This is a genomic window from Sorangium sp. So ce128, from assembly GCF_051525245.1.
GTDB lineage: Bacteria > Myxococcota_A > Polyangia > Polyangiales > Polyangiaceae > Sorangium > Sorangium cellulosum_B.
Window position 1 is genome coordinate 4,166,931 of record NZ_CP150313.1, and the last position, 22,466, is coordinate 4,189,396.

At 70.6% G+C, this 22,466-nt stretch carries 19 protein-coding genes; 7 read left to right on the plus strand and 12 right to left on the minus strand.

Features of this window, described 5'->3' with window-relative positions; all coding sequences use genetic code 11:
- Positions 1 to 43: 43 nt before the first annotated feature.
- The 3 genes from WME82_RS16055 to WME82_RS16065 all read right to left on the minus strand — a co-directional run bounded on the left by WME82_RS16055 (position 44) and on the right by WME82_RS16065 (position 2,890).
- Complete coding sequence (locus WME82_RS16055; RefSeq protein ID WP_438043546.1) at positions 44 to 1,081, minus strand: aldo/keto reductase; 1,038 nt, start codon at positions 1,079 to 1,081, stop codon at positions 44 to 46.
- A 293-nt stretch (positions 1,082 to 1,374) separates the two neighbouring features.
- Positions 1,375 to 2,109 (minus strand): SanA/YdcF family protein, encoded by a 735-nt coding sequence (locus WME82_RS16060; protein WP_438043547.1) that lies wholly within the window; start codon positions 2,107 to 2,109, stop codon positions 1,375 to 1,377.
- Positions 2,110 to 2,473: 364 nt separating this feature from the next.
- On the minus strand, positions 2,474 to 2,890 hold the full coding sequence (locus tag WME82_RS16065) for an SDR family oxidoreductase (RefSeq protein ID WP_438043548.1): 417 nt from the start codon (positions 2,888 to 2,890) through the stop codon (positions 2,474 to 2,476).
- 119 nt (positions 2,891 to 3,009) lie between these two features.
- On the opposite strand from WME82_RS16065, the gene WME82_RS16070 reads away from it, so the two are divergent.
- Positions 3,010 to 3,603 carry a TetR/AcrR family transcriptional regulator gene (locus WME82_RS16070; RefSeq protein ID WP_438043549.1) on the plus strand — a complete coding sequence of 198 codons (594 nt, stop codon included), beginning with the start codon at positions 3,010 to 3,012 and terminating at the stop codon, positions 3,601 to 3,603.
- 837 nt (positions 3,604 to 4,440) lie between these two features.
- Positions 4,441 to 5,583, plus strand: coding sequence for a glycoside hydrolase family 11 protein (locus tag WME82_RS16075; RefSeq protein ID WP_438043550.1), 1,143 nt, complete (start codon positions 4,441 to 4,443; stop codon positions 5,581 to 5,583).
- On the opposite strand, the gene WME82_RS16080 is transcribed toward WME82_RS16075, so the two are convergent.
- Entirely contained in the window at positions 5,572 to 6,378 is an 807-nt protein-coding gene (locus WME82_RS16080) for a fumarylacetoacetate hydrolase family protein (RefSeq protein WP_437746355.1), read from the minus strand. The two genes, WME82_RS16075 and WME82_RS16080, sit on opposite strands and share 12 nt — an antisense overlap.
- A 135-nt stretch (positions 6,379 to 6,513) precedes the next feature.
- Positions 6,514 to 7,098, minus strand: coding sequence for a class I SAM-dependent methyltransferase (locus tag WME82_RS16085; RefSeq protein ID WP_438043551.1), 585 nt, complete (start codon positions 7,096 to 7,098; stop codon positions 6,514 to 6,516).
- Positions 7,099 to 7,274: 176 nt separating this feature from the next.
- Here WME82_RS16085 and WME82_RS16090 point away from each other — a divergent pair, with 176 nt between their 5' ends.
- On the plus strand, positions 7,275 to 7,943 hold the full coding sequence (locus WME82_RS16090) for a DUF2293 domain-containing protein (protein WP_438043552.1): 669 nt from the start codon (positions 7,275 to 7,277) through the stop codon (positions 7,941 to 7,943).
- A gap of 27 nt (positions 7,944 to 7,970) precedes the next feature.
- On the opposite strand, the gene WME82_RS16095 is transcribed toward WME82_RS16090, so the two are convergent.
- A complete protein-coding gene (locus tag WME82_RS16095; RefSeq protein ID WP_438043553.1) occupies positions 7,971 to 8,588 on the minus strand; it encodes an HAD-IA family hydrolase in 618 nt (205 codons plus the stop codon).
- 331 nt (positions 8,589 to 8,919) lie between these two features.
- Between WME82_RS16095 and WME82_RS16100 the strand changes: the two genes are divergently transcribed.
- Positions 8,920 to 10,119: a vWA domain-containing protein gene (locus tag WME82_RS16100; protein ID WP_438043554.1), complete on the plus strand. Its 1,200-nt coding sequence runs from the start codon at positions 8,920 to 8,922 to the stop codon at positions 10,117 to 10,119.
- A gap of 85 nt (positions 10,120 to 10,204) precedes the next feature.
- Here WME82_RS16100 and WME82_RS16105 read toward each other — a convergent pair whose 3' ends face one another.
- From WME82_RS16105 to WME82_RS16130, 6 genes are all read right to left on the minus strand, one after another.
- Positions 10,205 to 11,407, minus strand: coding sequence for an LNS2 domain-containing protein (locus WME82_RS16105; protein ID WP_438043555.1), 1,203 nt, complete (start codon positions 11,405 to 11,407; stop codon positions 10,205 to 10,207).
- Positions 11,408 to 11,425: 18 nt separating this feature from the next.
- Positions 11,426 to 12,604: an acyl-CoA dehydrogenase family protein gene (locus WME82_RS16110; protein ID WP_438043556.1), complete on the minus strand. Its 1,179-nt coding sequence runs from the start codon at positions 12,602 to 12,604 to the stop codon at positions 11,426 to 11,428.
- Positions 12,605 to 12,720: 116 nt separating this feature from the next.
- Positions 12,721 to 14,178 carry a serpin family protein gene (locus WME82_RS16115; protein WP_438043557.1) on the minus strand — a complete coding sequence of 486 codons (1,458 nt, stop codon included), beginning with the start codon at positions 14,176 to 14,178 and terminating at the stop codon, positions 12,721 to 12,723.
- Positions 14,179 to 14,243: 65 nt separating this feature from the next.
- Entirely contained in the window at positions 14,244 to 15,056 is an 813-nt protein-coding gene (locus tag WME82_RS16120; RefSeq protein ID WP_437746363.1) for a hypothetical protein, read from the minus strand.
- A 346-nt stretch (positions 15,057 to 15,402) separates the two neighbouring features.
- Positions 15,403 to 16,110, minus strand: coding sequence for a hypothetical protein (locus WME82_RS16125; protein WP_438043558.1), 708 nt, complete (start codon positions 16,108 to 16,110; stop codon positions 15,403 to 15,405).
- 124 nt (positions 16,111 to 16,234) lie between these two features.
- Entirely contained in the window at positions 16,235 to 17,911 is a 1,677-nt protein-coding gene (locus tag WME82_RS16130; protein WP_437746366.1) for an aminotransferase class I/II-fold pyridoxal phosphate-dependent enzyme, read from the minus strand.
- 390 nt (positions 17,912 to 18,301) lie between these two features.
- On the opposite strand from WME82_RS16130, the gene WME82_RS16135 reads away from it, so the two are divergent.
- The 3 genes from WME82_RS16135 to WME82_RS16145 all read left to right on the plus strand — a co-directional run bounded on the left by WME82_RS16135 (position 18,302) and on the right by WME82_RS16145 (position 22,391).
- Entirely contained in the window at positions 18,302 to 19,663 is a 1,362-nt protein-coding gene (locus WME82_RS16135; RefSeq protein ID WP_438043559.1) for a sigma-54-dependent transcriptional regulator, read from the plus strand.
- Positions 19,664 to 19,880: 217 nt separating this feature from the next.
- The gene (locus tag WME82_RS16140) at positions 19,881 to 21,200 is read left to right on the plus strand and encodes a PhoH family protein (RefSeq protein ID WP_438043560.1); all 1,320 of its coding nucleotides are present in this window, start codon (positions 19,881 to 19,883) and stop codon (positions 21,198 to 21,200) included.
- Positions 21,201 to 21,281: 81 nt separating this feature from the next.
- On the plus strand, positions 21,282 to 22,391 hold the full coding sequence (locus WME82_RS16145; protein ID WP_438043561.1) for a tyrosine/phenylalanine carboxypeptidase domain-containing protein: 1,110 nt from the start codon (positions 21,282 to 21,284) through the stop codon (positions 22,389 to 22,391).
- The last annotated feature ends 75 nt before the right edge of the window (positions 22,392 to 22,466 follow it).

Here is a 22,466-nt window from a genome sequence, read left to right on the forward strand (position 1 = left end):
TGACCCGCCGCGCACGGCGGCGGGCCACGGTGAGGTCAGCCGATCAAACCGCGACGGGGAACGGGTTCCGCTCGTGGAACCCGGTCTGGTGAAAATAGGGGTACGCCAGTCTCGTCTTGCTGGCGGCATCCAGCTTTGCCGCCTGCTCCGGTGTCAAGCTCCACCCGACAGCCCCAAGGTTCTGCCGAAGCTGTTCCTCGTTGCGGGCACCGATGATCACGTTCGAGACGCTCGGTCGCTGCAGTAGCCAGTTGATCGCGATCTGCGGGACGGTCTTGCCCGTCTCCTTCGCCACCTCATCGAGCGCGTCGACCACGCGATAGAGAACCTCGTCGTCCATCTGCGGCCCCCCCTCGACAACCAGCTTGTTCCGGAGCCGGCTGACCTCCGGCAGCCGCTGCCCGCGCCGGATCTTCCCGGTCAGGCGCCCCCAGCCCAGCGGGCTCCAGACCACCGCGCCCACCTTCTGGTCGAGCGCAAGCGGCATCAGCTCCCACTCGTAGTCGCGCCCCACCAGCGAGTAGTAGGCCTGGTGCGCCACGTACCGAGAAAGACCATACTTCTCCGAAACCGCCAGCGACTTCATCAGGTGCCAGCCTGAGAAGTTCGAGCAGCCGAGATAGCGAATCTTCCCCGCTCGAACGAGATCGTCGAGCGTGCCGAGCGTCTCCTCGAGCGGCGTGAGCGCGTCGAAGCCGTGAAGCTGGAAGAGATCGATATGGTCCGTCTGCAGCCGTCGCAGGGCCCCCTCGACGGACCTCACCAGGTGGTACCGCGACGAGCCGACGTCGTTCGGCCCGGAGCCGCTCCGGAAGGTCGCCTTCGTGGAGATGATGACCTGATCCCGCCGGCCCTTGATCGCCTGGCCGAGGATCTCCTCCGCGAGCCCATTGGAGTAGACGTCCGCGCTGTCGAACATGTTCATCCCGGCCTCGAGCGAGATGTCGACCAGCCGGGTCGCCTCGGCCACGTCGAGCGCGCCGCAGCTGTCCCAGAACTCGTTGCCTCCGCCGAACGTCCCCGTCCCGAGGCTCAGCACCGGAACCTTGAACCCTGACCCGCCGAGCAATCTGAACTCCATCGATCTCCTCCGCTAACCTGGGGGTAACCGCGGAACGCAGGAGAGAGGAATGCTGGAGTACAGACTCTTGCTCCCTTGCCCCGGTCGAAGGCGGTAGGAACTTTAACGCGTTCCGAAAGTCAAGCGACTTCGTCGCGGTACGCCTGCGGTACAGCAAACTGGAAGCGGGAACCGCGCTGCACGTTTCGCTCATGTCGGCGAGCGTGCGTGCAGGGGCCGGCGATGGCGCGACCGAGCAGGACGGGCCATCAAGCCAGCTTCTGGATGGCGCGCTGTCGGATGCGCGGCGCGCCTCATCGAACGACGAGCCCGCGCGTCCACGCGTCGTGGGAAGCGCTCGCGTCGCCCTGGATGGGCACCGGCGGCCCCAGGAAACGCGGCCCGCGGCCTGACCAGGTGTCGATGAGCGTCAGCGCCGTGGCGAGGAGCTCGCGCCGCGCGTCGCGGTCGGCGTTCGCGTAGACGCGCCGGTCGGCGGCGTACCCCACCGCGGGGAAGCCCGCCGCGCGCGCCAGGTACAGGGCGCGCGGCAGGTGAAAGCCCTGGGTGCACACGACCGCGTCGCGCACGCCGAAGACGCGCGCGGCGCGCTGCATCGTGTCGAGCGTGCGCAGGCCCGCATGGTCCATGAACACGTCCTCGGAGGGCACGCCCCGGCTGACGAGCCACGCGCGCATGGCGTTGGGCTCGTCGTACCCGACACGCCCGTGGTCCCCGGAGACCAGGACGCGCCGCACCTTGCCGGCGCGGTACAGCTCGAGGGCCGCGGCGAGCCGATCTTCGAGGGCCGCCGACGGCGTTCCGTCCGGCCACACGAGCGCGCCCGGGACGATGGCCACCTCGCCCCGCGGTACGGCGTCGAGCTCGCGGTAGATGCGCGCCGACCGGAGGACCCAGAGGCGCGCGAAGGTCAGGGCAGCGCCCCCGACGAGCAGCAGCGACACCAGGGTCACGAGCGTGCGATAGGCGAGCCGTCGAGGGGTCGACGCGCCGAGGCGGGGCAGGGCCGGGCGAGGCTTCGGGAGCACGCCCGGCTCAACGCGCCGTCCGGCGCGCGTATTCTGGCGCGCCGGAAGGACGTGGCGCGCGATCACGGGTTCATGTGTTCACGCGATCGAAGACCCACGTCGCGCCGGAACGCCCGCACGGCCTCCGCGCTCGCGATGCCGCGCCTCGCACACGAGGCCGCCGTGGCGCTGACGACCAGCAACCTGCACGACCCGAGGACGAACGGAGTCGCGCCACCGGAGCACGCCGAGAAGCTGGCGCGTGGTCAGGTCGAGCTCAGCGAGGTGCAGAGCGCGAGGGCGCAGATGCGCGCGCACGCGGCGTCGAAGCTCTGCAACGTTCTCACCGCGGTATCGCCGAATCGCTTCGATGAGGGCCTGATGGTCAGCGCGCCGTCATTCCGCCGTCGACGCGGTAGTTCACGCCGGTCAACCACTTGCCGCGATCCGATACGAGCAGCGCGACGACCTCCGCGATGTCGTCGGTGGCACCCCAGCGGCCGAGCGGCACCGACTGGAGCCAGGCCTCGGCGGGGACGCCCATCGCGTCGCCGAACGTCTTCCGGAGCGCGTCCGAGCCCACCGACGCGATCGCGTTCACCCCTTCGCTGGTGCGGATGTCGCCGGCAACGAACGTCGCCGCCGCGGGCGTCTCCTCGTTGCGCGACCGCGCGGAGACGACGACCCTGGCGCCGGCGTCGAGAAGACGCTGCGCGATCGCCGCGCCGATGCCGCGCGAGCCTCCGGTGACGAGCGCGCGGCGACCGATGAGTTCCTTCGAGAGATCGAGCTTGCTGGACATGATGTTCCTTTCATCGAGAACGACGCGTGGATGGGCTATTCTTTCCGGAGCAGTGCTCCCTGTATTCGGAGCAGTGCTCCACATATGCGGAGCACTGCTCCTTTTGTCAAGAGAGTCCCATGCGTGCTGACGCCAAGAAGAACTACGACCACCTGCTCGCTGTCGCGCGCGCCGTCGTCAAAGAGCAGGGGGCCGACGCATCGCTGCGCGACGTCGCCCGCAGAGCCGACGTCGGCCTCGGCACGCTGTACCGTCACTTCCCGACGAGAGAGGCGTTGCTCGAGGCGCTGCTTCGCACGAGCCTCGACGACATGACGGCGCAGGCGTCCGAGCTCGAAACTTCGAGCGCGCCGGACGATGCGCTCGTGACGTGGCTACGCGATGCGGTCGCGTTCACGCGCAACTATCACGGCATCACGGCGTTGATGATCGCCGCCCTCGATGACCCGAAGTCCGCCCTCCACGCTTCGTGCGTCGCGGTGCGCGCGGCAGGCACGCGACTCCTCACCCGCGCGCAAGCTGAAGGCAAGGCGCGGAGCGACATCGACGGCACGGAGCTGTTCGCGCTGATCGCGGCCCTGGCGTGGCTCGGCGACCAACCGTCGATCGGCCGACGCGCCGATCATCTCTTCGAGATTGTCACGAGCGCCATCCTGACAGATCGAGCGAGCAGCGGTGGCCAAGCACGACGCCGGCCTCGGGCTCGGAGCTGAAACCTTCGAGCGCGCGTGCGACTCGGCCGACCACGTCCCAGTTCAGCGTGGCGGCGCGGGCCACCGCCCCCAACTCGGCGCGGCTCGCCCCGTCGCGGGCCAGAATCGACATGCGCTCTGGACCGCCTGCACGAAACGGGCGCGTGCGTGGACGTCGGGCGAAGCTGGAAGCTCGCCGCGGCCGGGCACTCGCCTCCGAGGGGGCGCGAGCGGCGCGCCGTCGCGCTCCACGCTCACGGCTACCGCAGCGCCGGACCCCGGCTTCGTCGGCCTGCTCTTCGGAGGTTTCGGCGATGCCCTCGTCGCGCTCGCCGCTTCGATGATGCTTCGATGATTGAACCCACGCATGCAGCGTGACTGTGATCTTGCAAGACTCCGCAGGACGAATCAACCGAGATGAAGAGAGCACCCTTGACTTTTGCCTCATGGTTGTAAGACTGTTCCAAACCGCCCTTGGCGGTCCGGACCTCTCTCAGCCGGGCGCCGCAGTCGGTCGCAGGATCGCTCAGGGGCCGACTCCGAGGGGGGCTACTGCCGGGATCACCTGCTTCTTGAGGCTGCGCGTCCGAGTTGCTCTTGCTTTCTGCGAGCTGGTGCCCGGCACCATCACACGGCGTATTCGCGTGTGAGCGTCTGTTTGACGAGCGTCGTGAGCGCCAGGCATGGGGTCGGCGTCGGCCCACGGGGGAATTCGTGAACACCGGGATCACGAGCGCCCTGGCCGGAAATTCTGAATCTTAACCAATGGATCGAGGGCAAACAGGCGTCTCGATGGTTCATGAATCCATCTCGAGCAGAGGCCCGCGACTCCACCGGACCCTCATGGAGAAACCTTCAATGCGCATCGCTCCCTTGCTTGGCTACTTCGCCGCCTCGATCGGATGCAGCCTGCTGGCGTGCAACGCCGAGCGCATCGTGGACGAGGACCTCAATGTCCTGGACTCCGCGTTGAACAGCTCGGACGGCACGATGTCCGCGGATCTCGCATTTCAGTCTCAGTGGCAGGGTGGCTACTGCGCGAACGTGACGGTCAAGAACACGAGCCAGCAGAACACCACCAGCTGGCGCGTGGTGGTCGGCCTCAACGGCGCCACGGTGGCCAACCAGTGGAACGCGACCTTCGCCTCATCGAACGGGCAGCTCACCGCCTCGAACCTGACTTGGAACGGAAATCTGCGGCCGAATGCCTCGACGACGTTCGGGTTCTGCGCGAACGGCTCCGGCAAGCCTTCGCTCGTATCGGTCGCCGGCAGCGGAGGCTCGAGCACTTCGTCGTCGAGCAGCAGCTCGAGCTCGTCGTCGAGCAGCAGCTCGAGCTCGTCGTCGAGCAGCAGCTCGGGGACAGGCGGCGCCGGCGGGGAGGGTGGGGCCGGCGGCGCACCCGACACGTGCACGACACCCGAACAGCCGGTATGCAGCAATCAAAGTGGCGGCCACTGCGATCTCTTCTATGAACTCTGGAAGGACCAGGGGACCGGATGCCTGACCAACACCGCTGACGGCTTCAGCGTGGAATGGAGCAATATCAATAATTTGCTGGGGCGTAAGGGGCTGAGGCCCGGGTCACGGAATCAGATCGTGACCTATGAGGCCGACTTTCAGCCAGGCGGCAATTCCTTCCTGGGTGTCTACGGGTGGACGAAGAGCCCGATGGTGGAATACTACATCATTGATAGCTGGGGCACCTGGCGTCCCCCGGGCGGACCGGGAACCATGGGCACCGTCACGAGCGACGGAGGCACCTATGACATCTACAAAACCCAGCGAACCATCGTGCTTGCGATTGATGGCATCAACGCCGCTTATCAGTTCTGGAGCGTCCGTAAGGCGAAGCGCACGAGCGGAACCATCACCGTCGCCAACCACTTTGATGCATGGCAGGCGCTGGGGATGAACATGGGGACCTTGAACGAGGTCTCGATGTTCGTGGAAGGATACCAGAGCAATGGGAAGGCTGATGTGAGCGTGTCAATGAGATGAGCCGTCTCCCCGCGCGGCCACGGACACCCGCAGCGCGCCGATCCCGCGCGCCTCGGCCGTGGCGCCGGCGATATCGATGACGAGCTCGTCGCCGGACACGAGCGGCCCCACGCCCTGGGGCGTCCCGGTCGCGATGACGTCGCCAGGCTCCAGGGTCATCACCCGGCTGATGTACGCGACCAGCTCGGCCACTCCCCAGATCATCTGCGCCGTCATGCCGTCCTGCCGCACCTGGGAGTTCACGACTGCCCGCACGCGGAGCGCCGCAGGATCGAGCGCCGTCTCGATCCACGGCCCCACGGGGCAGAACGTGTCGAACCCCTTGCCCCGCGTGAATTGCACGTCCTTCCGTTGCAGATCCCGCGCGGTGATGTCGCCCAGGCAGGTGTACCCGAGCACGTGGTCCAGCGCGTCCTCCGGCCGCACGGCCCGGGCGCGGCGGCCGATGATCACGCCGAGCTCCGCCTCGTGCTCGACCCGCTGGCTCTCCGGAGGGAGCACGATGGACTGGCCAGGACCGATGAGCGCCGAGGGCGGCTTGAGGAAGAGGAGCGGCTCGACCGGGACGTCGTTGCCCAGCTCCTGCGCGTGCGCGGCGTAATTGCGCCCCACACACACGATCTTCGTGGGGGCCACGGGGCAGGCGAGATCGATGTCGGTCCACGCCACGGCCTCCCCCGTGGTCTTGCCGCCGAGCCAGGGCGGAGCGTCCAGGACGAGCGCGGCTGCGCCGTCGAGGCGGGCGAAGAAGGGGGGGCGATCCTGATCGGGAGGCGCGAGGCGAGCGAAGCGCATGGCGCGAGCAAAGCGCGATCTTCGCGTCGCGGCAAGCGTTGGGGACCCTCGCACCGCGACGTACGCGCGCCGGGCGCCCGCCAGCGCGGAGCTCGTGCGTCTTGGTCGTCGCGCGACGTCGGCGGCGGGTCGCCGTCACCGAGGAGGCGCCGCGACGCCCCGACGTCGCGCGACGAGGCGAGCCTCGTGATGCCCTTCCTCGAGCCACCCTTCCTCGTAACGGACCACCTCGAGCGCGTCGCCGAGGAGCGCCGGCAGCTCGCCGTCATCGAGCAGCCAGCGCGCGCTCGGGTGCGCGTGCCGCAGCAGGTTCGACCGCGTCGGGTGCACGACGACGAGGTGGCCGCCCGGGGCGAGCTCCGCCGCGCAGGCCGCGAGCCTGCGCTCGAGGAAGTAGAAGATCAGGAGGAGGTCCCACGGCCCGGCAGGGAGCGGGTCGCGCTCCACGTCGAGCGCCACCGTGCGCAGCGCGAGCCCTTCTCTCGCCGCGGCGGTCCGCGCGATGCCGAGCCCGACCTCGGAGATGTCGGCCAGCGTCACGTCGAGCCCGCGCCGCGCGAGCCACAGGGCGTGACGACCCGCGCCGCCCGCCAGGTCGAGCGCGCGCCCGCGCCGGGGCAGCAGCGGATCGAGCGCCGTGAGCACGGCGGACGGCTCCCCCGGATCGCCGCCGCCCTCGCGGTAGCGGGCGTCCCACCTCGTGCGATCGTCGTCCGACACGCTGTCCTCCTGTCCTCCTGTCCTGTTGGCCGCGCCGGGGCGAACACCGGCGAGCGCCCCTCGCTGGCGCGGAGCGTACCATCCTCCAGCGGGGCCGCTTCGGCGCGGGGCGACGGCCGCGGCCGGCGTCTTCTGGACGCGCGGCATGACCTGGCCTAGCACGCCGGCGGTTTGCCATGCCCGAGTGCCTGACCCTGGCCCCGACCCCGGATCCCCGCCGCTTCCGCGCGCCCGACGGCGCGCTGCTCTCGCCGCCCGAAGGCTGGGTGTGCCTTCCCCCGGGCGACGCCGGGCTCACCCGCCGGGTGAAGCTCGCGGGCCCGTCCTGGATGGTCGTCGAGAAGCGCGGGAGAAAGACGTTCTCCCGGGGTCTCTGGGCGCCGGCCGCCACCATCGAGGCCGCCCGCGCGGCGCTCGAGGCCGAGCGCAGCACGCCCGCGTACGCAAAGAAGCGGGAGGCGGACGCCCGGCGGAGGGAGCGCGACCAGGAGGAGTACGTGCGCGAGTTCGAAGCGGCGGTGGCCGCGTTCCTCCGGTTCTCGCCGCGCTACGCGGCGCTCGCGCGGGCGATCGCGACCAAGGTGACGCTGCACGCCACGCCGGTCGGCAGCGGCACCGTCGCCCGCACCGAGCGGATCCCGGTCGCGCAGCGCGCCGAGTCGGCCGTGATCGCCTGGATGCGGCACCAGACCACGGCCTACGACGCGATGGTCATCCCGCGCGTGAAGGGGATGCGCCGCGAGGTGCGGCGCGAGCTCGCGCAGATCTCCCGCGCCATCCTCGATCTCCATCGCGGCGACGCGCCGCACGCGGGCGCGTCGTGCCCGCTCTGCGCGGCGCTCTGACGCGCGGGGCGGCGCGGGGCGAGCCCGTCACGCGCCGAGCAGCCCCTCGCCGACAAGCCGCGCGCGCAGCCCCGCGGCCCCGTCGAACACGTGCGCGCGCATCCCGACCGCGGCCGCCGCCTCGCAGTTCTCCGCGCGATCGTCGACGAACAGGCACTCGCCCGCGCCGACCCCGATGCGCGCCATGAGCCGATCGAAGAACTCGCGCGCCGGCTTGCGCACGCCCAGGTGATGGCTCGAATAGACCCCCTCGAACAGGACGTCGAGCGCGAACGCCTCGCGCACCTCCTCGACCCACACGGGGTAATTGCTCGCCACGAACCTGAGCGAGCGGCCCTCGAGCGACGCGACGATCTCCCGCACGCCCGGCAAGAAGCGATATCCCGCGCGGCGCACCCGGTTGAACGCGTCGAGGTCGAACGAGAACCCCTCGGCGCCTTCACGAAAGAACCGGCGAGCGAACTCGGCCTCATCGATCTCGCCGATCTCGAACGCAGGCCAGCACGTGGGGTCGCGGTGCTTTGCAATCTCGGGGGGCGCGGCGCGCGCGGCGGGCGCGGCGGACCGGATCGCCGCGGCGAGCGCCTCCCGGTACGGGTCGTAGAGGACGGTGTCCATCAGATCGAAACACACTGCGCGGACCATCAGGCGCGAACCGTAGCACCGGCGCGCGCCTGTGTGCGCATACAGGTCACACAGGCGCACAGGCGTTCGGCCACACGGGTGAGTTGCGCTGAGGGCGCGCGAGCCAGCGCGAACCAGCGCGAACCAGCGCGACCCGACACGATGTCACGAAACTGATACGAACTTTGAGCAAGCGCATCTCGCAATGCGCTGCGCGATGGCTTATACTCGGCATGGGTGGCGAGTTCTCAGGAGCGTGGTCCGGCGATGCGCCGGCTCCTGAGGTCGCGTGTGGCGGTCTGCTTTGCTACCGGCGCGCAGCGCCGGCACTTACTTAAAAAGGAGTCAGGCCATGAGATTGCCTGCGATGGGCATTGCCTTGTTCACGGTCGCCGTGGCCAGCGCGGCGTGCGGCGGCGGTGGTGACGACGCGAGTCTCGATCAGAGCGGCTCGGGCGCCGGGAACAGCTCGGGTAATGGGAGCGGAGGCGACGACAACGGCTTCGGTTCAGGGGGGGTGACCTCGGGCAGCGGCGCCGGCTCAGGCGACCCCAGCAGCGGCGCAGGCCCTTCGACCGGGGCCGGCGAGGCGTGCGCCACGCAATCGGCCCAGGCCGGGCTGCAGCCCGTGTACCTGGCTGTCGCGTTCGACGTGTCAGGCAGCATGGGGATGAACGACAGGCCCTCGCACAGCAAGGAGCTCAAGTGGGATCCCGTCGTCGCCGCGACCAAGCAGTTCTTCAAGGATCCGGCGTCCGCGGGGCTCACCGCCTCGCTCACGTTCTTCCCCGGCGAGCGGCGGATGTGCGACGCCAGAACTTACCGCACGCCGGACGTCGAGATGACGCCGCTGCCCTCCGAGGCGTTCGGCGAGGCGATCGACGATGTCACGCCCGCGCGCGACGAAGACTGGCGCACGAGCACGCCGACGGCGTTCGTGGTCGACGGGACGGTGACCTTCATCGAGGCGCAGCGCCAGGAGAACCCCGGGAAGTACGCGCTCGTGCTCGTGACCGACGGCTACCCGCAGCGCTGCGGCGGGGACGCGGACAGCATCGAGGCCGTCGTCGAGCGCGTCGAGGGGGCGCGCCAGGACAACGTCCCGACCTACGTGATCGGGGTGGCGAACCCGCCGGAGGACGAGCCGGGGAACGTCGACAACCTGCGCGACATCGCCGTGGCGGGCGGCACGGGGAAGGCGTTCATCATCGAGACCGGCAACCCCGACGCGACCGCGACCGCGTTCAGGGCGGCGATCGACGAGATCCGCGGCGCCTCGGTGTCGTGCACGGTCGCGATCCCGGCCGCTCCCGACGGGCGGACGTTCGACAAGCAGCGGGTGCGCGTGACGTACACGAGCGGAGGGGGCGAGCCGAAGGCCGTCGCGTACGATCAGGAGTGCGCGAGCGCCGACGCCTGGCGCTACGACAATCCGTCGAACCCGACGCAGATCGAGCTCTGCGAGAGCGTGTGCGGCGCCATACAGTCCGATCCCGAGGCGTCCCTGGGCGTCGACTTCACCTGCGAGGACGTGATCGACATCCCGCAGTGATCGGCGGCGGGGGCGCTCCCTGATCCGGGCGCGCCCGCCGCTGGCGTGGCGCGTGGCGCGTAGGCCCGCGTCGCGAGCGCTTCCCTCAGGGCGCGCAGGCGGCCTGTGGGCTGAAGAGCGCCGGGGCGAGGCCCCGGTAGTCTTCGTGGGGCACGCCGCCGCGGAGATCGCCGCCGAGCTTGTAATAAAAGCACCGCGAGGCGGGGATCCCGGCGGCCGTGTACGTCGCCACGTCGCTCGGCATGTTGCCGAAGCCGAAGGAGGGCACGATGCCCGTGCGCGCCTTGAGCCATCCGAGCTCGATCGTCTTGTACTCGGCCGCCGCGCCGCCGAACGCACCAGTGACGCCGATGGTGGTGTGGAGGATGCCCGGCGGGAAGCCCTGCTCTCGCAGCCAGACCCGCGTGCTGCCCACGAGCCACTCGGGGCGCGCGGTCACATAGAAAAGGTAGATCCCGCTCTCGGCGAGGGCGCGCATCGCCTCCGCCGCGCCGGGGTGGGCGGCCGGCGGGCCGCCGCCGACGAGCTCGCTCACGACCGCCACCTCGCTCGACGTGAGCGTCCCGTCGACGTCGGTCACGGCCACCTGCGCGCCGGGCGGGAGGATCTCGATGAACAGATCCGCGCTCGTGGCGTCGCCGGCCACGGCGAGGTGGACGCGGTGCCGGCCGACCTCGAGGCGCCGGCCCGCGGCGAGGTCGATGTAGACGCGCCCGCCGGTGTCCGGGATCCCCTCCGTGGTCGGGTGCGGGTGGTCGTCGTCGCTCGTCCGGAAGGTGCCGAGCCGCTCCCAGGCGCCGCTGCAGCCGCGGAGCAGATAGGCCTCGACGTCCTCGTCCTCGAGATCGTCGTCCTGCGGCCCGTACGCGAGCTTCGCGATGGCCCACTGAGGCCCGTCGGCGCGGGCGAAGAGGTCGCGCCCGCGGTGGCGCGGCCACCCGGCCGCGACGAGGCGCGAGCGCGTGTGTCTGAACCCGCGCGGCAGGGCAGCCGGCGGCGGCGCGTCGCAGGCCGGACGGGCCGGGCAGGCGCCCGCCCGGGGCCGCGGCGGCGCGGGAGCATCCGCCTGGCGCGGGGCACCGGCGCAGGCGACGAACGAGGCGGCGGCGAGGACCAGCGGGGCGAGCGGGGCGGGGCGCAACATGTCCACGTATACCGCGTTGGTCGTGGTCGTGAACGTGGTCGTGGTCGTGCGCCGGCCGACGTGAATCGTGGGAGTTGAGAGCGGCGATCTCCGAGTGACGTTCACGTTCACGATCGAGCCGTTGACGACCACGACCACGACCACGACGGTGATCGCTAAGGTTCAGGTCCAGAAGCCGGTCGGTTGCCCCAGGAGCGCGGCGCCGACCTGGCCGAACCAGCCCTCTGCAGCGGCGGCGTGCTGCGAGAAGGTGTGAATGTCCCGGAACCGCCGTTGCACGGGCGAGGCGTTCCGGGCGACTCCGCCTCCACCCGCCTGATAGCAGGCGTCCACGGCCCGGGCGGTCACCTCCGTCACCCAGGCGAGGGCGCCCGAGATCCGCGGCGCCATCGCGAGGGCGGCGCCAGGGTTGTTCACGCACGCGTCCCAGAGCTCGTCCCCCGTGTCGCGCAGCAGGGCGCGCGCCGCGCGGACGCTCGTCTCGGCGCGACCGAGGTTCACCTGGAACAGCGGAGAGTCCGCCAGCAGGGCGCGCGCATACAGCCGTTTTTTGCCCGAGCTCGCGAGCGTCACGACGTCGTCGAGCGCCCCCTGGGCGATCCCCACGGCCACGGCCCCCATGTGGAGCACGAAGTGCAGGACCGGCGCGACGAAGCCCGGCCCGGCCACCAACGGCTGGCCCCGGAAGATATCGAACGTGTTCGCCTCGGGGCAGAAGGCCCCTTCCAGCGCGATGTCGTGGCTGCCCGTGCCACGCAGGCCGAGCACGGACCAGGTGTCGATGATGCGCGCCTCGCTCGCCGGGAACAGCATGCCCCGCATCTCCGGCGCCTCGCCCGCCTCGCCCGCCGGGCCCATCCGCGGGCGGCCGCCGTCCATGATCACGCAGTTCCCGAACAGCCAGCTGGCGTGCTCGCAGCCGCTCGCGAAGCTCCAGCGCCCGGTGACCCGGTAGCCGCCGTCCGTCGCGTGGGCTTCCCCCTGCGCGTTGAAGCCGCCGCCGATGATCACGTCCGGCCCGCCGGCGTAGATGGCGTCGAAGCGCTCGCGCGGCAGGAGCGCGAAGAGGTTCGGGCTCTCCGAGCCGATCATCACGGTCCAGCCGGTGGCCCCGTCCGCCCGGGCGAGCGTCTCGAGGACGTCCATCCCCGTGCGCAGATCGACCTCGTGGCCGCCGTGGCTCCTCGGCACGAACATCCGGAAGCAACCCGCCGCCTTGAGCTGGCCGAGGAGATCCGCGGGGAGGCGCCGCGCCTCCTCGATCTCCGCGCTCCGTGAGGCGATCGCGGGGGCCAGGTCACGGACGGCATGCAGCACCTTCGCGGCGTCTTCGTTCTTCATCGCTCGCTCCTCGAGATGGGGGTGGCGGAGCCCGTGAAGGCTCGGCAAAACGGCTCATCGTACGGCGGTTCTGGCGCTCCGCGCGGACTTTCGGCCCCCCTCCGCCGGGAGGAACGTCATCGCGGGTCGGTCACGCGGCCCATGAACAGCACGGCGCCTGTCGCGACGTCGCGGATCAGGAACACGAACGGGTGATCCGCGCGGAACACCTGGGGCAGCGCCGGGGCCGACCGTGTCGTCATGACGACCCCCGTGGCCGCGGCGGCCTCGGTCCCTTCCTCGTTGACCTCCACGAACGCCTTGTGGCGGACCTGGGAGATGAAGAGCGGCTCCGCCCTCGTGATACCGGTAAAATCGGCCTTCTTGTCGTCGAACGCGAGCGGCATGCCCAGCGCGCTCAGGGTCGCCGACAGCTCGAGCTCGGCGGTCATCTTGAAGCGCGGGAGCGCCACGTCGACCCGCGCCGGATGGAGCGCCTCCACGTACGACTTGAGCTCCCCCGCCGCCAGGCGCTGCTCCACCTTCGCCAGCCCGTCCACCTGCTCGGGCAGGACGACGACCATGGCCAGCCGGCGCTCGGGGCTCTGCGCCTCGTACGCGAGCTCCAGCACCGACGCGTCAGCGGCCTTTCCAAAGCCCGCCAGGAGCGTCTTGCGCATCATCGGCACGGCCGGCGCCGTCCCGGGCTTGACCGTGAACGGCTCGTTCTTGGTGGCCTGCTTGTCGAACGGCGTCGCCCACTTCCCCTTGAAGTAGACGGCGTTCGTGAGGACGAGCCGTGTGAGACCGGTGATGCTGCCGGCGGGCATCAGGTCCTTGATCTTTCCGTTCGTCTGTTGTTCGACCCATTGATTGATGCGCCCCCGCGCCGGCTCGCTCCCGCCCTTGAAGTCGACGAGCTCGATCCCGGCCCCGTAGTGCTGCTGGGTGGTGCTCTGGAACGCGGGCTCGATCGGCAGCCCGGCCTGGCCCCACAGCCGGTTGGCGATCCGGAGCTCGGGCCCCTTGGGCCCGGTCGCCAGCGCCAGCTCCTTGAGGAGCCCGGCGAACGCGGGGTGGAGCGCCTCGGGCGGGAGGGTGAACTCGAGCGTCTTCGCCATCTGAGCCGCCGTCTCGCCGCGGGCGCCGGCGTAGGTCATGGCCAGCGCGGTCGAGATGCTCGCCGGCGAGAAGAAGAGCTTGTCTTTCGTGGCGGCGAGCTTGCCGTAGAGGCGCTGCGCGAACGCGGCGTTCGTGTCCGCGAGCGCCGTGGCCGGCGGCGGCGGAGCCGGCTGCTGAGCGTCCGGCGGGGCGGGCTCGCTCGGCCCAGGGGCCGCCGCCTCGGAGGCCGGCTTCGCGGCGGGACAGACGTGCTCCCACCGGCACGCCCCGCCCTCGGCGCGCGTGCACTGCGGGCTGCCGGTGGAGCCGTCGTCGCAGACGCGGGCGATCATCGCGAGGGGGCCGCAGTCGGCGGGCTGGCACGCGGACGCGCTCGGGGCCGGCGCGGCCGGCGGGACGCTATCCCGGGCCTGACATCCGAGCCCCAGCAACGTGCACAGCGCGGTCGTGAAGAACGAGATCGGTCTGGCCATGGCGCTGCGGTACCAGCGCCCGAGGCCGGTGGGAAGCTCGACCCGCCGCCGCGCGGCGCGCGTCGTCAGAAGTTGTGGATGAACGTGAACCGGCCGGCGAGCTTGTACTTCTCCTCGATCTGGCTCTCCTTCTGCGTCTCGTAGCCGACGTACAGGAGCAGCTTGTTTCCCGTGCCGTAGTTCAGCCCGATCACGCCGCCGACCTGCAGGCTGGCGAGGCCGCTCTCGTCGACGTCCGCACCGGCGGTCAACGGGTCGTCCTCGAGCGTGACCTCGTTGAGGTCGACCGTGGCCTCGAGGTGCGGGCCGATGCCGAAGTCGTCGATGGGGTAGTAGAGCAGGAAGTCCCGCGTGTAGACGTAGTTCTGGACGCTCTCGTTGAACATGCTGGAGAACGACCCCAGGATCCACGACTCGAAGTAAACGGGCTTTGAGTCGACGAAGGTGAACAGCTGCGGGGCGACCAGCGCCGCCGGCTGCATCGTCATGAAGTTGAACGAGAAACCCACCATCGGGTTGATGATGACAGGGCCCATCGTGAAGGCGGGGCCGATGTCGAACTCCGCGGTTCCCTGCGTCGTGAGGTAGATGTCGCTCGAGAGGCTGATGGGGCCGACCTGGTGCGTGGCGCCGGCCCAGAGCTGGAGACCGAGGCTGTCTGCGTCGAAGCGGAACCAGCTCGGGATCTGGCTCGCCTGCGGCGCCGGCGCGGCGGGCTCCGCCGCGGGCGTCGGCGCGGCCGTCGCCCCGGCCGCGGCCGCTGCGCCCGGATCAGCCGAGGGCGGCGCGGGATCCTGAGCCCAGGCGGCCGGCGACGCGAGCAACCCCACGACGCAAGCGAGCGCCGAGCAACATCTCCGCATATCGTTCTCCATCATCGAATTGCCTCCTCTGCGCAGCATGAGGTGAAAGCAACATGAAACGTGAGAGCAACATGAAACGTGAGAGCAACATGAAACGTGAGAGCAACATGAAACGTAGCGGCAGTCGGTCGACACTAACGTAATGGAGAGCGGTTAGGCAAAGCCGATGTGCACGGGAAGCCCCCGAGCGGCGCGCGCGGCGGCGTGGCCTGCCCGCGCCGGCGCACCTCGCTGGCCACAGGCGTCGATCGGGCAGGGGAGCGGCTTGAGCCGTCGGCGGCCTCGACCGGGCGAGGGTGCCGTTCGCCGAGGGCCGCGGGCGCGCAGGGGGAGAGGGCCTGCGCGTGGTTTGAGAGGAGGATCACAGGGGGATGTGCTGGATGCCCGCGGCCGCCCCGAGCGACGCCAGCGCGGCGGCCCCGACGAGGAGCAGCGTCATCTTCAGCAGCGTCCCCTCGATCTGGTCCGTGACGAGGCCGTCGACGCCCTGGGCGAGCTCGTCCCGCACCTTCAGCAGGTCGATGCCGCCTCCCTGGTTGGCCTCGTTGCGGAAGCGCGCCAGCGTCAGCGTCTCGATGGTCCCGAGCAGCTGCGCCTCGATCCTGCGCCGCAGGAACCCCCGCACGCCGCCCCCTGTCGGCGCGGCCTGCACCCTGTGGATCACGGCGAGGCGCAGGCGCTTCACCGCCTCGTTGAGCGGGACGCGCTCCACCGCCTGCGCCATCCGCCCGCCGCGGGCGCCGGCCTCGGCCTGCTCGGAGACGCCGAGCAGCCGCTCGAACACGGAGCTCACGAGCATCCCGCCGAGGCGCTTCGCCCGCACGATCTGCAGGATGCCGGTGCCGAGCGCCCGCTTCCACGACAGCGTGAAGCCGATCACGGCGGAGAGCGCGAGCGCCGCGACGGCCGCCAGCGCCCCGCGCAGCGCCGAGCCGTCGGCCGCGATGGCATACGACGAGGCGGCGAGCACGAGGGCCAGGAACGACATGGCCGCGGCGGTCAGGAAGAAAGAGCGGAGCGCAGGTCCCAGCGCACCGGCGACGCCTTGCGCGAACGGTCGAAGATCCATGACCGCTCAGCTGACCACGCCCGCCGCGCGGCGAAAATGCCGAACGTGGCGGGCGCGCGTCGATCACGTCGAGCGCGGGGAGCGGGCCCGGAGGGCGCTCCTCCCGGCTCACCGGCTCACCGGCTCAGATGACGCCGAACTTCTTGCCGACCTTCTCGAACGCCTCGAGCGCGTGATCGAGGTGCTTGCGCTCGTGGGTCGCCATGTAGCTCGTGCGGAGGACCTGCTGCTTGGGCGGGACGCCGGGCGTGATGAACGGATTCACGTAGAGCGAGTAGTCGTCGAGGAGCGACTTCCACATCATCACGGTCTTGAGATCGTCGCGGATGTAGATGGGGATGACGGCCGTCTCGGTCTTGCCGAGCTCGAAGCCGAGCCGCTGCAGCTCCGTGCGCATGTACGTGAAGTTCTCGCGGAGCTTCTCCTGGCGCCAGGGCTCCTCCTGCATGACCTCGAGCGAGGCCATGGCGGCGGCCACGCAGGGCGGCGCGGCGCTCGCCGCGAAGAGGAAGCTGTAGGCAAAATGCTGAATGTAATCGAGCACCTTTCGCTCACCGACGAGCCAGCCGCCGATCGAGGCGAGCGACTTCGAGAAGGTGCCGCCGATGAGGTCGACCTCCTTCTCGAGGCCGAAGTGCGCGGCGGTGCCGCGGCCCCCGGGGCCGATGACGCCGAGCGCGTGCGCGTCATCGACGAGGAGCCGCGCCTTGTGCTTCTTCACCACCTCGACGATCCCGGGCAGACTCGCGATCTCGCCCTGGGCGCTGAAGACGCCGTCGGTGATCACGAGGGCGCCCTCGGTGTCGGCGAGCTCGGAGAGCGCGCTGTCGAGCGCGGCGGGATCGCTGTGCTTGTAGCGCACCATCCGGGCGCCGGCCGCCTGCGCGAGCCGCACGCCGTCGTAGATGGATGCGTGATCGTCCTTGTCGATCATCGCGACGCTCCGCTTGTTGCTGAGGAGCGCCGAGATGGTCGCGATGTTCACCTGATAGCCCGTCGTGAACACGAGCCCCGCCTCCTTGCCGTGGAAGGCGGCGAGCTTCTGCTCGAGCTCGTTGTGGAGGCGCATCGACCCGTTCACGAGCCGCGAGCCGGTCATGCTGGTGCCGTACTTGTCGATGGCGTTCCGCGCGGCTTCCCGCACCTTCGGGTGGGTCGTCAGCCCGAGGTAGTTGTTCGAGCCGAGCATGATCACGGTCCGGCCCTCGAGCTGCGCCTCGGGGCCGTTGTTGAAGTCGAGCGGGCGGAAGAAGGGGTAGACGCCCATGGCGCGGGCGTTGTCCGCGGTCATGAACTTGTACGCCTTCTCGAACACGTCGCGCCCGCCGATCCGCGACAGCGACGTCCGCGCCGCCATCTGGGTCGCGAGCTGCTGCTCGGCCGCCGCGGCCACGTAGGTGCCGGCGCCGTTCGAGCCCACGCCGTTCACGTGTGTGCGGGCGGCGGCGCGCTCGGCGGTACGCTCGCGCAGCGCGTCGCTGCTCGCCGTGTCCTCCACGACGGACAGCCCCGCGCCCCCCGCGCCGGGCGCGGCGGGCTGGCGGGCCGCCGCGCGGGACGGCGTCGCCACGTGGACGCCGGCCTCGTCGTCGAGCGCGGGATCGATGTTCGGGAGCGCGTGCCCGTTGAGCAGGATGTCCCAGGCCTCCGCGGCCCGCTCCCGGGCGGCGCGCAGGCGGTTCTTCGCGTCCATGACCCCCGTGGCGAGCCGCATCACGCGATCGTTGCTGACGACACGGACGACCACGCCCGACGAGGTGAGCTTCTTTGCTTGGTCGACCAGACGATCCTTCATCCTCATGCCCTGGCTCCTCACGCGATCGAATTAAGGGGGCGCGGTCCCGTCCGCGAAAGCCGCTCCGGCGTGCAGGATCGAGGCCTCTCGGGCCCCAGCTGGTTCCCTGCGCGTGTCGCCGCTAAAGAGCAGCCTGCGCGGGCCGCGTCAACTGCCACCACCGCGTCGTCCTGGCGTGCCGCGAGCGCCGCGAAGCGCCGTCGCCGCGCACGCGCGTTCCGCGTCGCGCAGGGGTGTTCGCGTGGTGCGCGGCGACGTTCGCAGAGCTCGCCCGCCGGGGGCCCGCGCGCGCTGCACCCGACTCCCAAACACCGCGGATGACAGGCTGCGGCAGGGGCAAAGACGCAACTCGTTGCGGAGTGGTGCGCGCCGGTGTAGGAAAAGTTTTCAGGGTGTATGCGCCGTGTCCTAGTCGTTGACGACGAAGAAAACCTGCGCCTCGTGGTGCGCACCTTCCTCAAGCGGGATGGCTACGAAGTCGAGGCGGTCTCGAGTGGCGAGGAGGCGCTCGCGATGGTCGAGACGTTCGGGCCCGACGTCATCCTGACCGACGTGCGGATGCCCAGGATGGGCGGGCTCGATCTGCTGGCGACGCTGAAGGCCAAGGGCAACGAGGCCACGGTCATCGTGATGAGCGCCTACGGCAACGTCGACCTGGCGATCGAGGCGATGAAGGCGGGCGCCTACGATTATCTCCAGAAGCCGTTCAAGGCCGAGGAGGTGCTGCTCACGCTCCGCAAGGCCGAGGAGCGGGAGGCGCTCCGCCGCGAGAACCGCGTCCTGCGCCAGGAGATCCGGCGGGAGAACCTCTTCGAGGAGATCCTCGCGAAGAGCCCGCCGATGCAGGTGATCTTCAAGACGATCGCGAAGGTCGCCGACTACAAGACCACGGCGCTCATCACGGGCGAGAGCGGCGTCGGCAAGGAGCTCGTGGCCCGGGCGATCCACCGGCGGTCGAGCCGCCGCGGCGGTCCGTTCGTCGCGGTCAACTGCGGCGCCATCCCGGAGAACCTGCTGGAGAGCGAGCTCTTCGGGTACAAGCGGGGCGCGTTCACCGACGCGGTGAACGACAGGGCGGGGCTGTTCGAGCAGGCGAACCACGGCACGCTGCTGCTCGACGAGATCGGCGAGCTGCCGCTCCCGCTGCAGGTGAAGCTGCTCCGGGTGCTCCAGGAGGAGACGCTCCGCCGGCTGGGGGACAGCAAGGACGTCAAGGTCGACGTCCGCATCCTCGCGGCGACCCACCGCGACCTGATGGCCGAGACGCAGGCCGGCCGGTTCCGCGAGGACCTCTTCTACCGGATCAACGTGCTCCCGATCGCGATCCCTCCGCTCCGCGAGCGGCGGGAGGACATCCCGATCCTCATGGATCACTTCCTCGCGAGGAACAACGCGCGGTTCGGCATCAACATCCGCGGCTTCGAGCCCGAGGCGAGGCGGCTGCTCCTGGAGTACCGCTGGCCGGGCAACGTGCGGGAGCTGGAGAACACCGTCGAGCGCGCCATGGTGCTCTGCGAGGGCGAGCGCATCGGAGAGGCCGACCTGCCCGAGCGGATCCGCGAGGCGCGCGATCCGATCCAGATGCAGCTGACGAGCGGCGAGCTGTCGATCAAGAAGACGTCCCGCGTCATCGAGGAGATCCTCATCCGGCGCGCGCTCCAGAAGACGAAGGGCAACCGGACCAAGGCGGCCGAGGTGCTGGAGATCAGCCACCGGGCGCTGCTCTACAAGATCAAGGACTACCGGATCGATCTCTGACGACGACGGGCCGGCTGGGAATCGACGGGGACGACGCGACGACTGTATGTTCCAGATCCGGCCGAGTCGAAGGTCGGTATTCTCCAGATGTCCGGGCGAGGCCCGCGCCGATGCATGGGTCAACGCGTGACCGCGCGCGTGACGACAGCCAGGCGCGGGCGGCACAACAGCTCTCTTGCGCCCGTCGCTTCAGGCGGCTACGTCGTCCCGCTCCCCCATGAAGAAGAATTACGTTCTCGACGCGAACGTCCTCCTCCACGATCCGCACGCGATCTTCAGGTTCGAGGACAACGACGTCATCATCCCGATCTACGCGATCGAGGAGATCGATCAGTTCAAGCGGGAGGGCTCCGAGCGCGGGCGCAACGCGAGGACGATCGCCCGGCTGCTCGACGAGGTCCGCGGCGCCGGGACGCTCGCGACCGGGGTGCTGCTCGAGAGCGGCGGAACGCTGCGGATCGCGATCCCGGAGCGGCGGCCGGAGCTGCTCGTGGGGCTGGAGTCCGGATCGCAGGACAACGCTATCCTTCAGACGGCGATCGACATCCGCGATCGGTACAAGGATCGGCCGACCATCTTCGTGACGATGGACACGAACCTCCGGATCCGCGCCGACGCGCTCGGGATCCCGGCGGAGACGTACGAGAACCAGCGGGTGCACGACCCGGCGATCGAGCAGTCGGTGGTGGAGCTCGAGGTGCCCGGCGCCGAGGTCGACGCGTTCTTCCAGAACGGCTTTCTCGCCGGCGCCAACCTCGCGGATTTATTGCCGAATTCTGCGGTGCTGCTCCGCGACGCGGGGGCGCCGAGCCACACGGCGCTCGGCCGGTTCGACGCGGCGCGCGGGCAGATCGTCGCGCTCCGCGTCGGGCGGGAGGGGGTGATGGGGGTCCGGCCGCGCAACAAGGAGCAGGCGTTCGCGCTGGACCTCCTGCTCGACGATTCGGTCCGGCTGATCACGCTGATCGGCAAGGCCGGGACGGGCAAGACGCTCCTCGCGCTCGCGGCGGCGCTCAAGCGGACGACCGAGGACAACGCCTACAGCCGCCTGCTCGTGAGCCGGCCGATCATGCCGCTCGGGCGCGATCTGGGCTTCCTTCCGGGCGACGTGGACGAGAAGCTGAACCCGTGGATGCAGCCGATCTTCGACAACCTCGAGTTCCTGTTCTCGAACGGCGGCACGAGGCCGGGGCGCGACGCGCGCGGCTTCGTGGAGCTCCTGGAGAGCGGGCAGATCCAGGTCGAGCCGCTGACCTACATCCGGGGGCGCAGCCTGCCGCACCAGTACCTCATCGTGGACGAGGCCCAGAACCTCACCCCGCACGAGGTGAAGACGATCATCACGCGGTGCGGCGAGGGGACCAAGATCGTGCTGACCGGCGACCCTCAGCAGATCGACAACCCGTACGTGGACCACGCGTCGAACGGCCTGCTCGTGGTGGCGGAGCGGTTCAGGCGCGAGCGCATCGCGGGTCACGTGGTGCTCGCCAAGGGCGAGCGCAGCGAGCTCGCGGAGCTCGCGGCGAACCTGCTCTGAGGCGGGTGGCGCCGGGCGCGCGGCGCTCTCACGGAGCAGGGGCACACGGGGCGGGGGCGTACTTGGAAGGAGCGGCGGGCCGTGGCGCGGCGTCCTCGAGCTAGATCGGCCGAGCGGCCGGCGCCTCCGGCGTGGGTGCCGGACGCGGATCGGCTCCTCGGCGCCGCGGCGCGGCGGATCCGCGTCGTCGGGTCGAGCACGCCGGTGAACCTCGTCGAGGAGCTCGCGCGGCTCGCCGCCTCCTGGGCTCGGAGCGGCGGGGAGCTCCCGCGGTTCGCCTACGCGCCCGCGCAGGACCACAGCGATCTCCGGAAGGCGATGGAGGCGGCGGTCGAGCGCCTCGTCGGGCAGGGCGAGCTCGGCGCGGTCTACGCCGGCCGCGCGAGCGAGCTCGCCGCGGAGGCCGCCATCTGCGAGGCCGCGGGCGGGGCCGGGTGCTGGGCGGCCGCGCGCCGCCGCTACGCCGCGCGTGACACGTTCGACGAGCAGGCGGACGCGCTCGCCGCGGCCTGGGTCGAGCAGGAGGCGGGCGCCGCGTCGAGCGACGAGGAGCGGGTGCGGAGCGATGACGCGCGCTCGCCCCGGTCGCTCGTGTCGCGGATGCGCCGCGAGATCGGGGAGTGGCGCCTGCCCCTCCGGGTCGTGATCGCCGACATCGCGCCGCTCGCCGCGACGGGCGACGGGGTGATCCAGGTCGCGCGGGGGCGCATGCTCACGCGCGACGACGTCGAGCGCACGGTGCTCCACGAGATCGAGGGGCACGCGGCGCCCAGCGTGCGCGCCGCGGCGCTCCCGCTCGGGATCTTCGCGATCGGGACCGCGAACGGGGGCGACGATCAGGAGGGCTGGGCGCTCGCGCGAGAGCGCGCCGCGGGGTACCTGGTCGGCGCCCGCCGGATCGAGCTCGGGCTGCGCCACCTCGCCGCGCGGAGCGTCGAGCGCGGCGCGGGCTTCGTCGAGACCGCGCGGCTGCTCGAGGCGCGCGGCGCGCGCTCCACGGGGGACGCCCTGCGCATCGCGGCGCGTGTCCACCGGGGCGGCGGCCTCGCGCGGGAGGTCGTCTACCTGCCGGCGCTGCTGCGGGTCGAGGCGCTGCTCGTGGAGCAGCCAGCGCTGGGGCCGGTGCTCGCCTCGGGCCGGGTCTCGGTGGGCGCAGCAGCGTCGCTCTCGTCCTGGGCGAGGGAGAGGTGAGGGATCGTGGCTGCCCAGCTCGACCGGGGTTGCCCGCCTCGATCGGGAGGATGGGAAGCCGGGAACAAAAGTCCG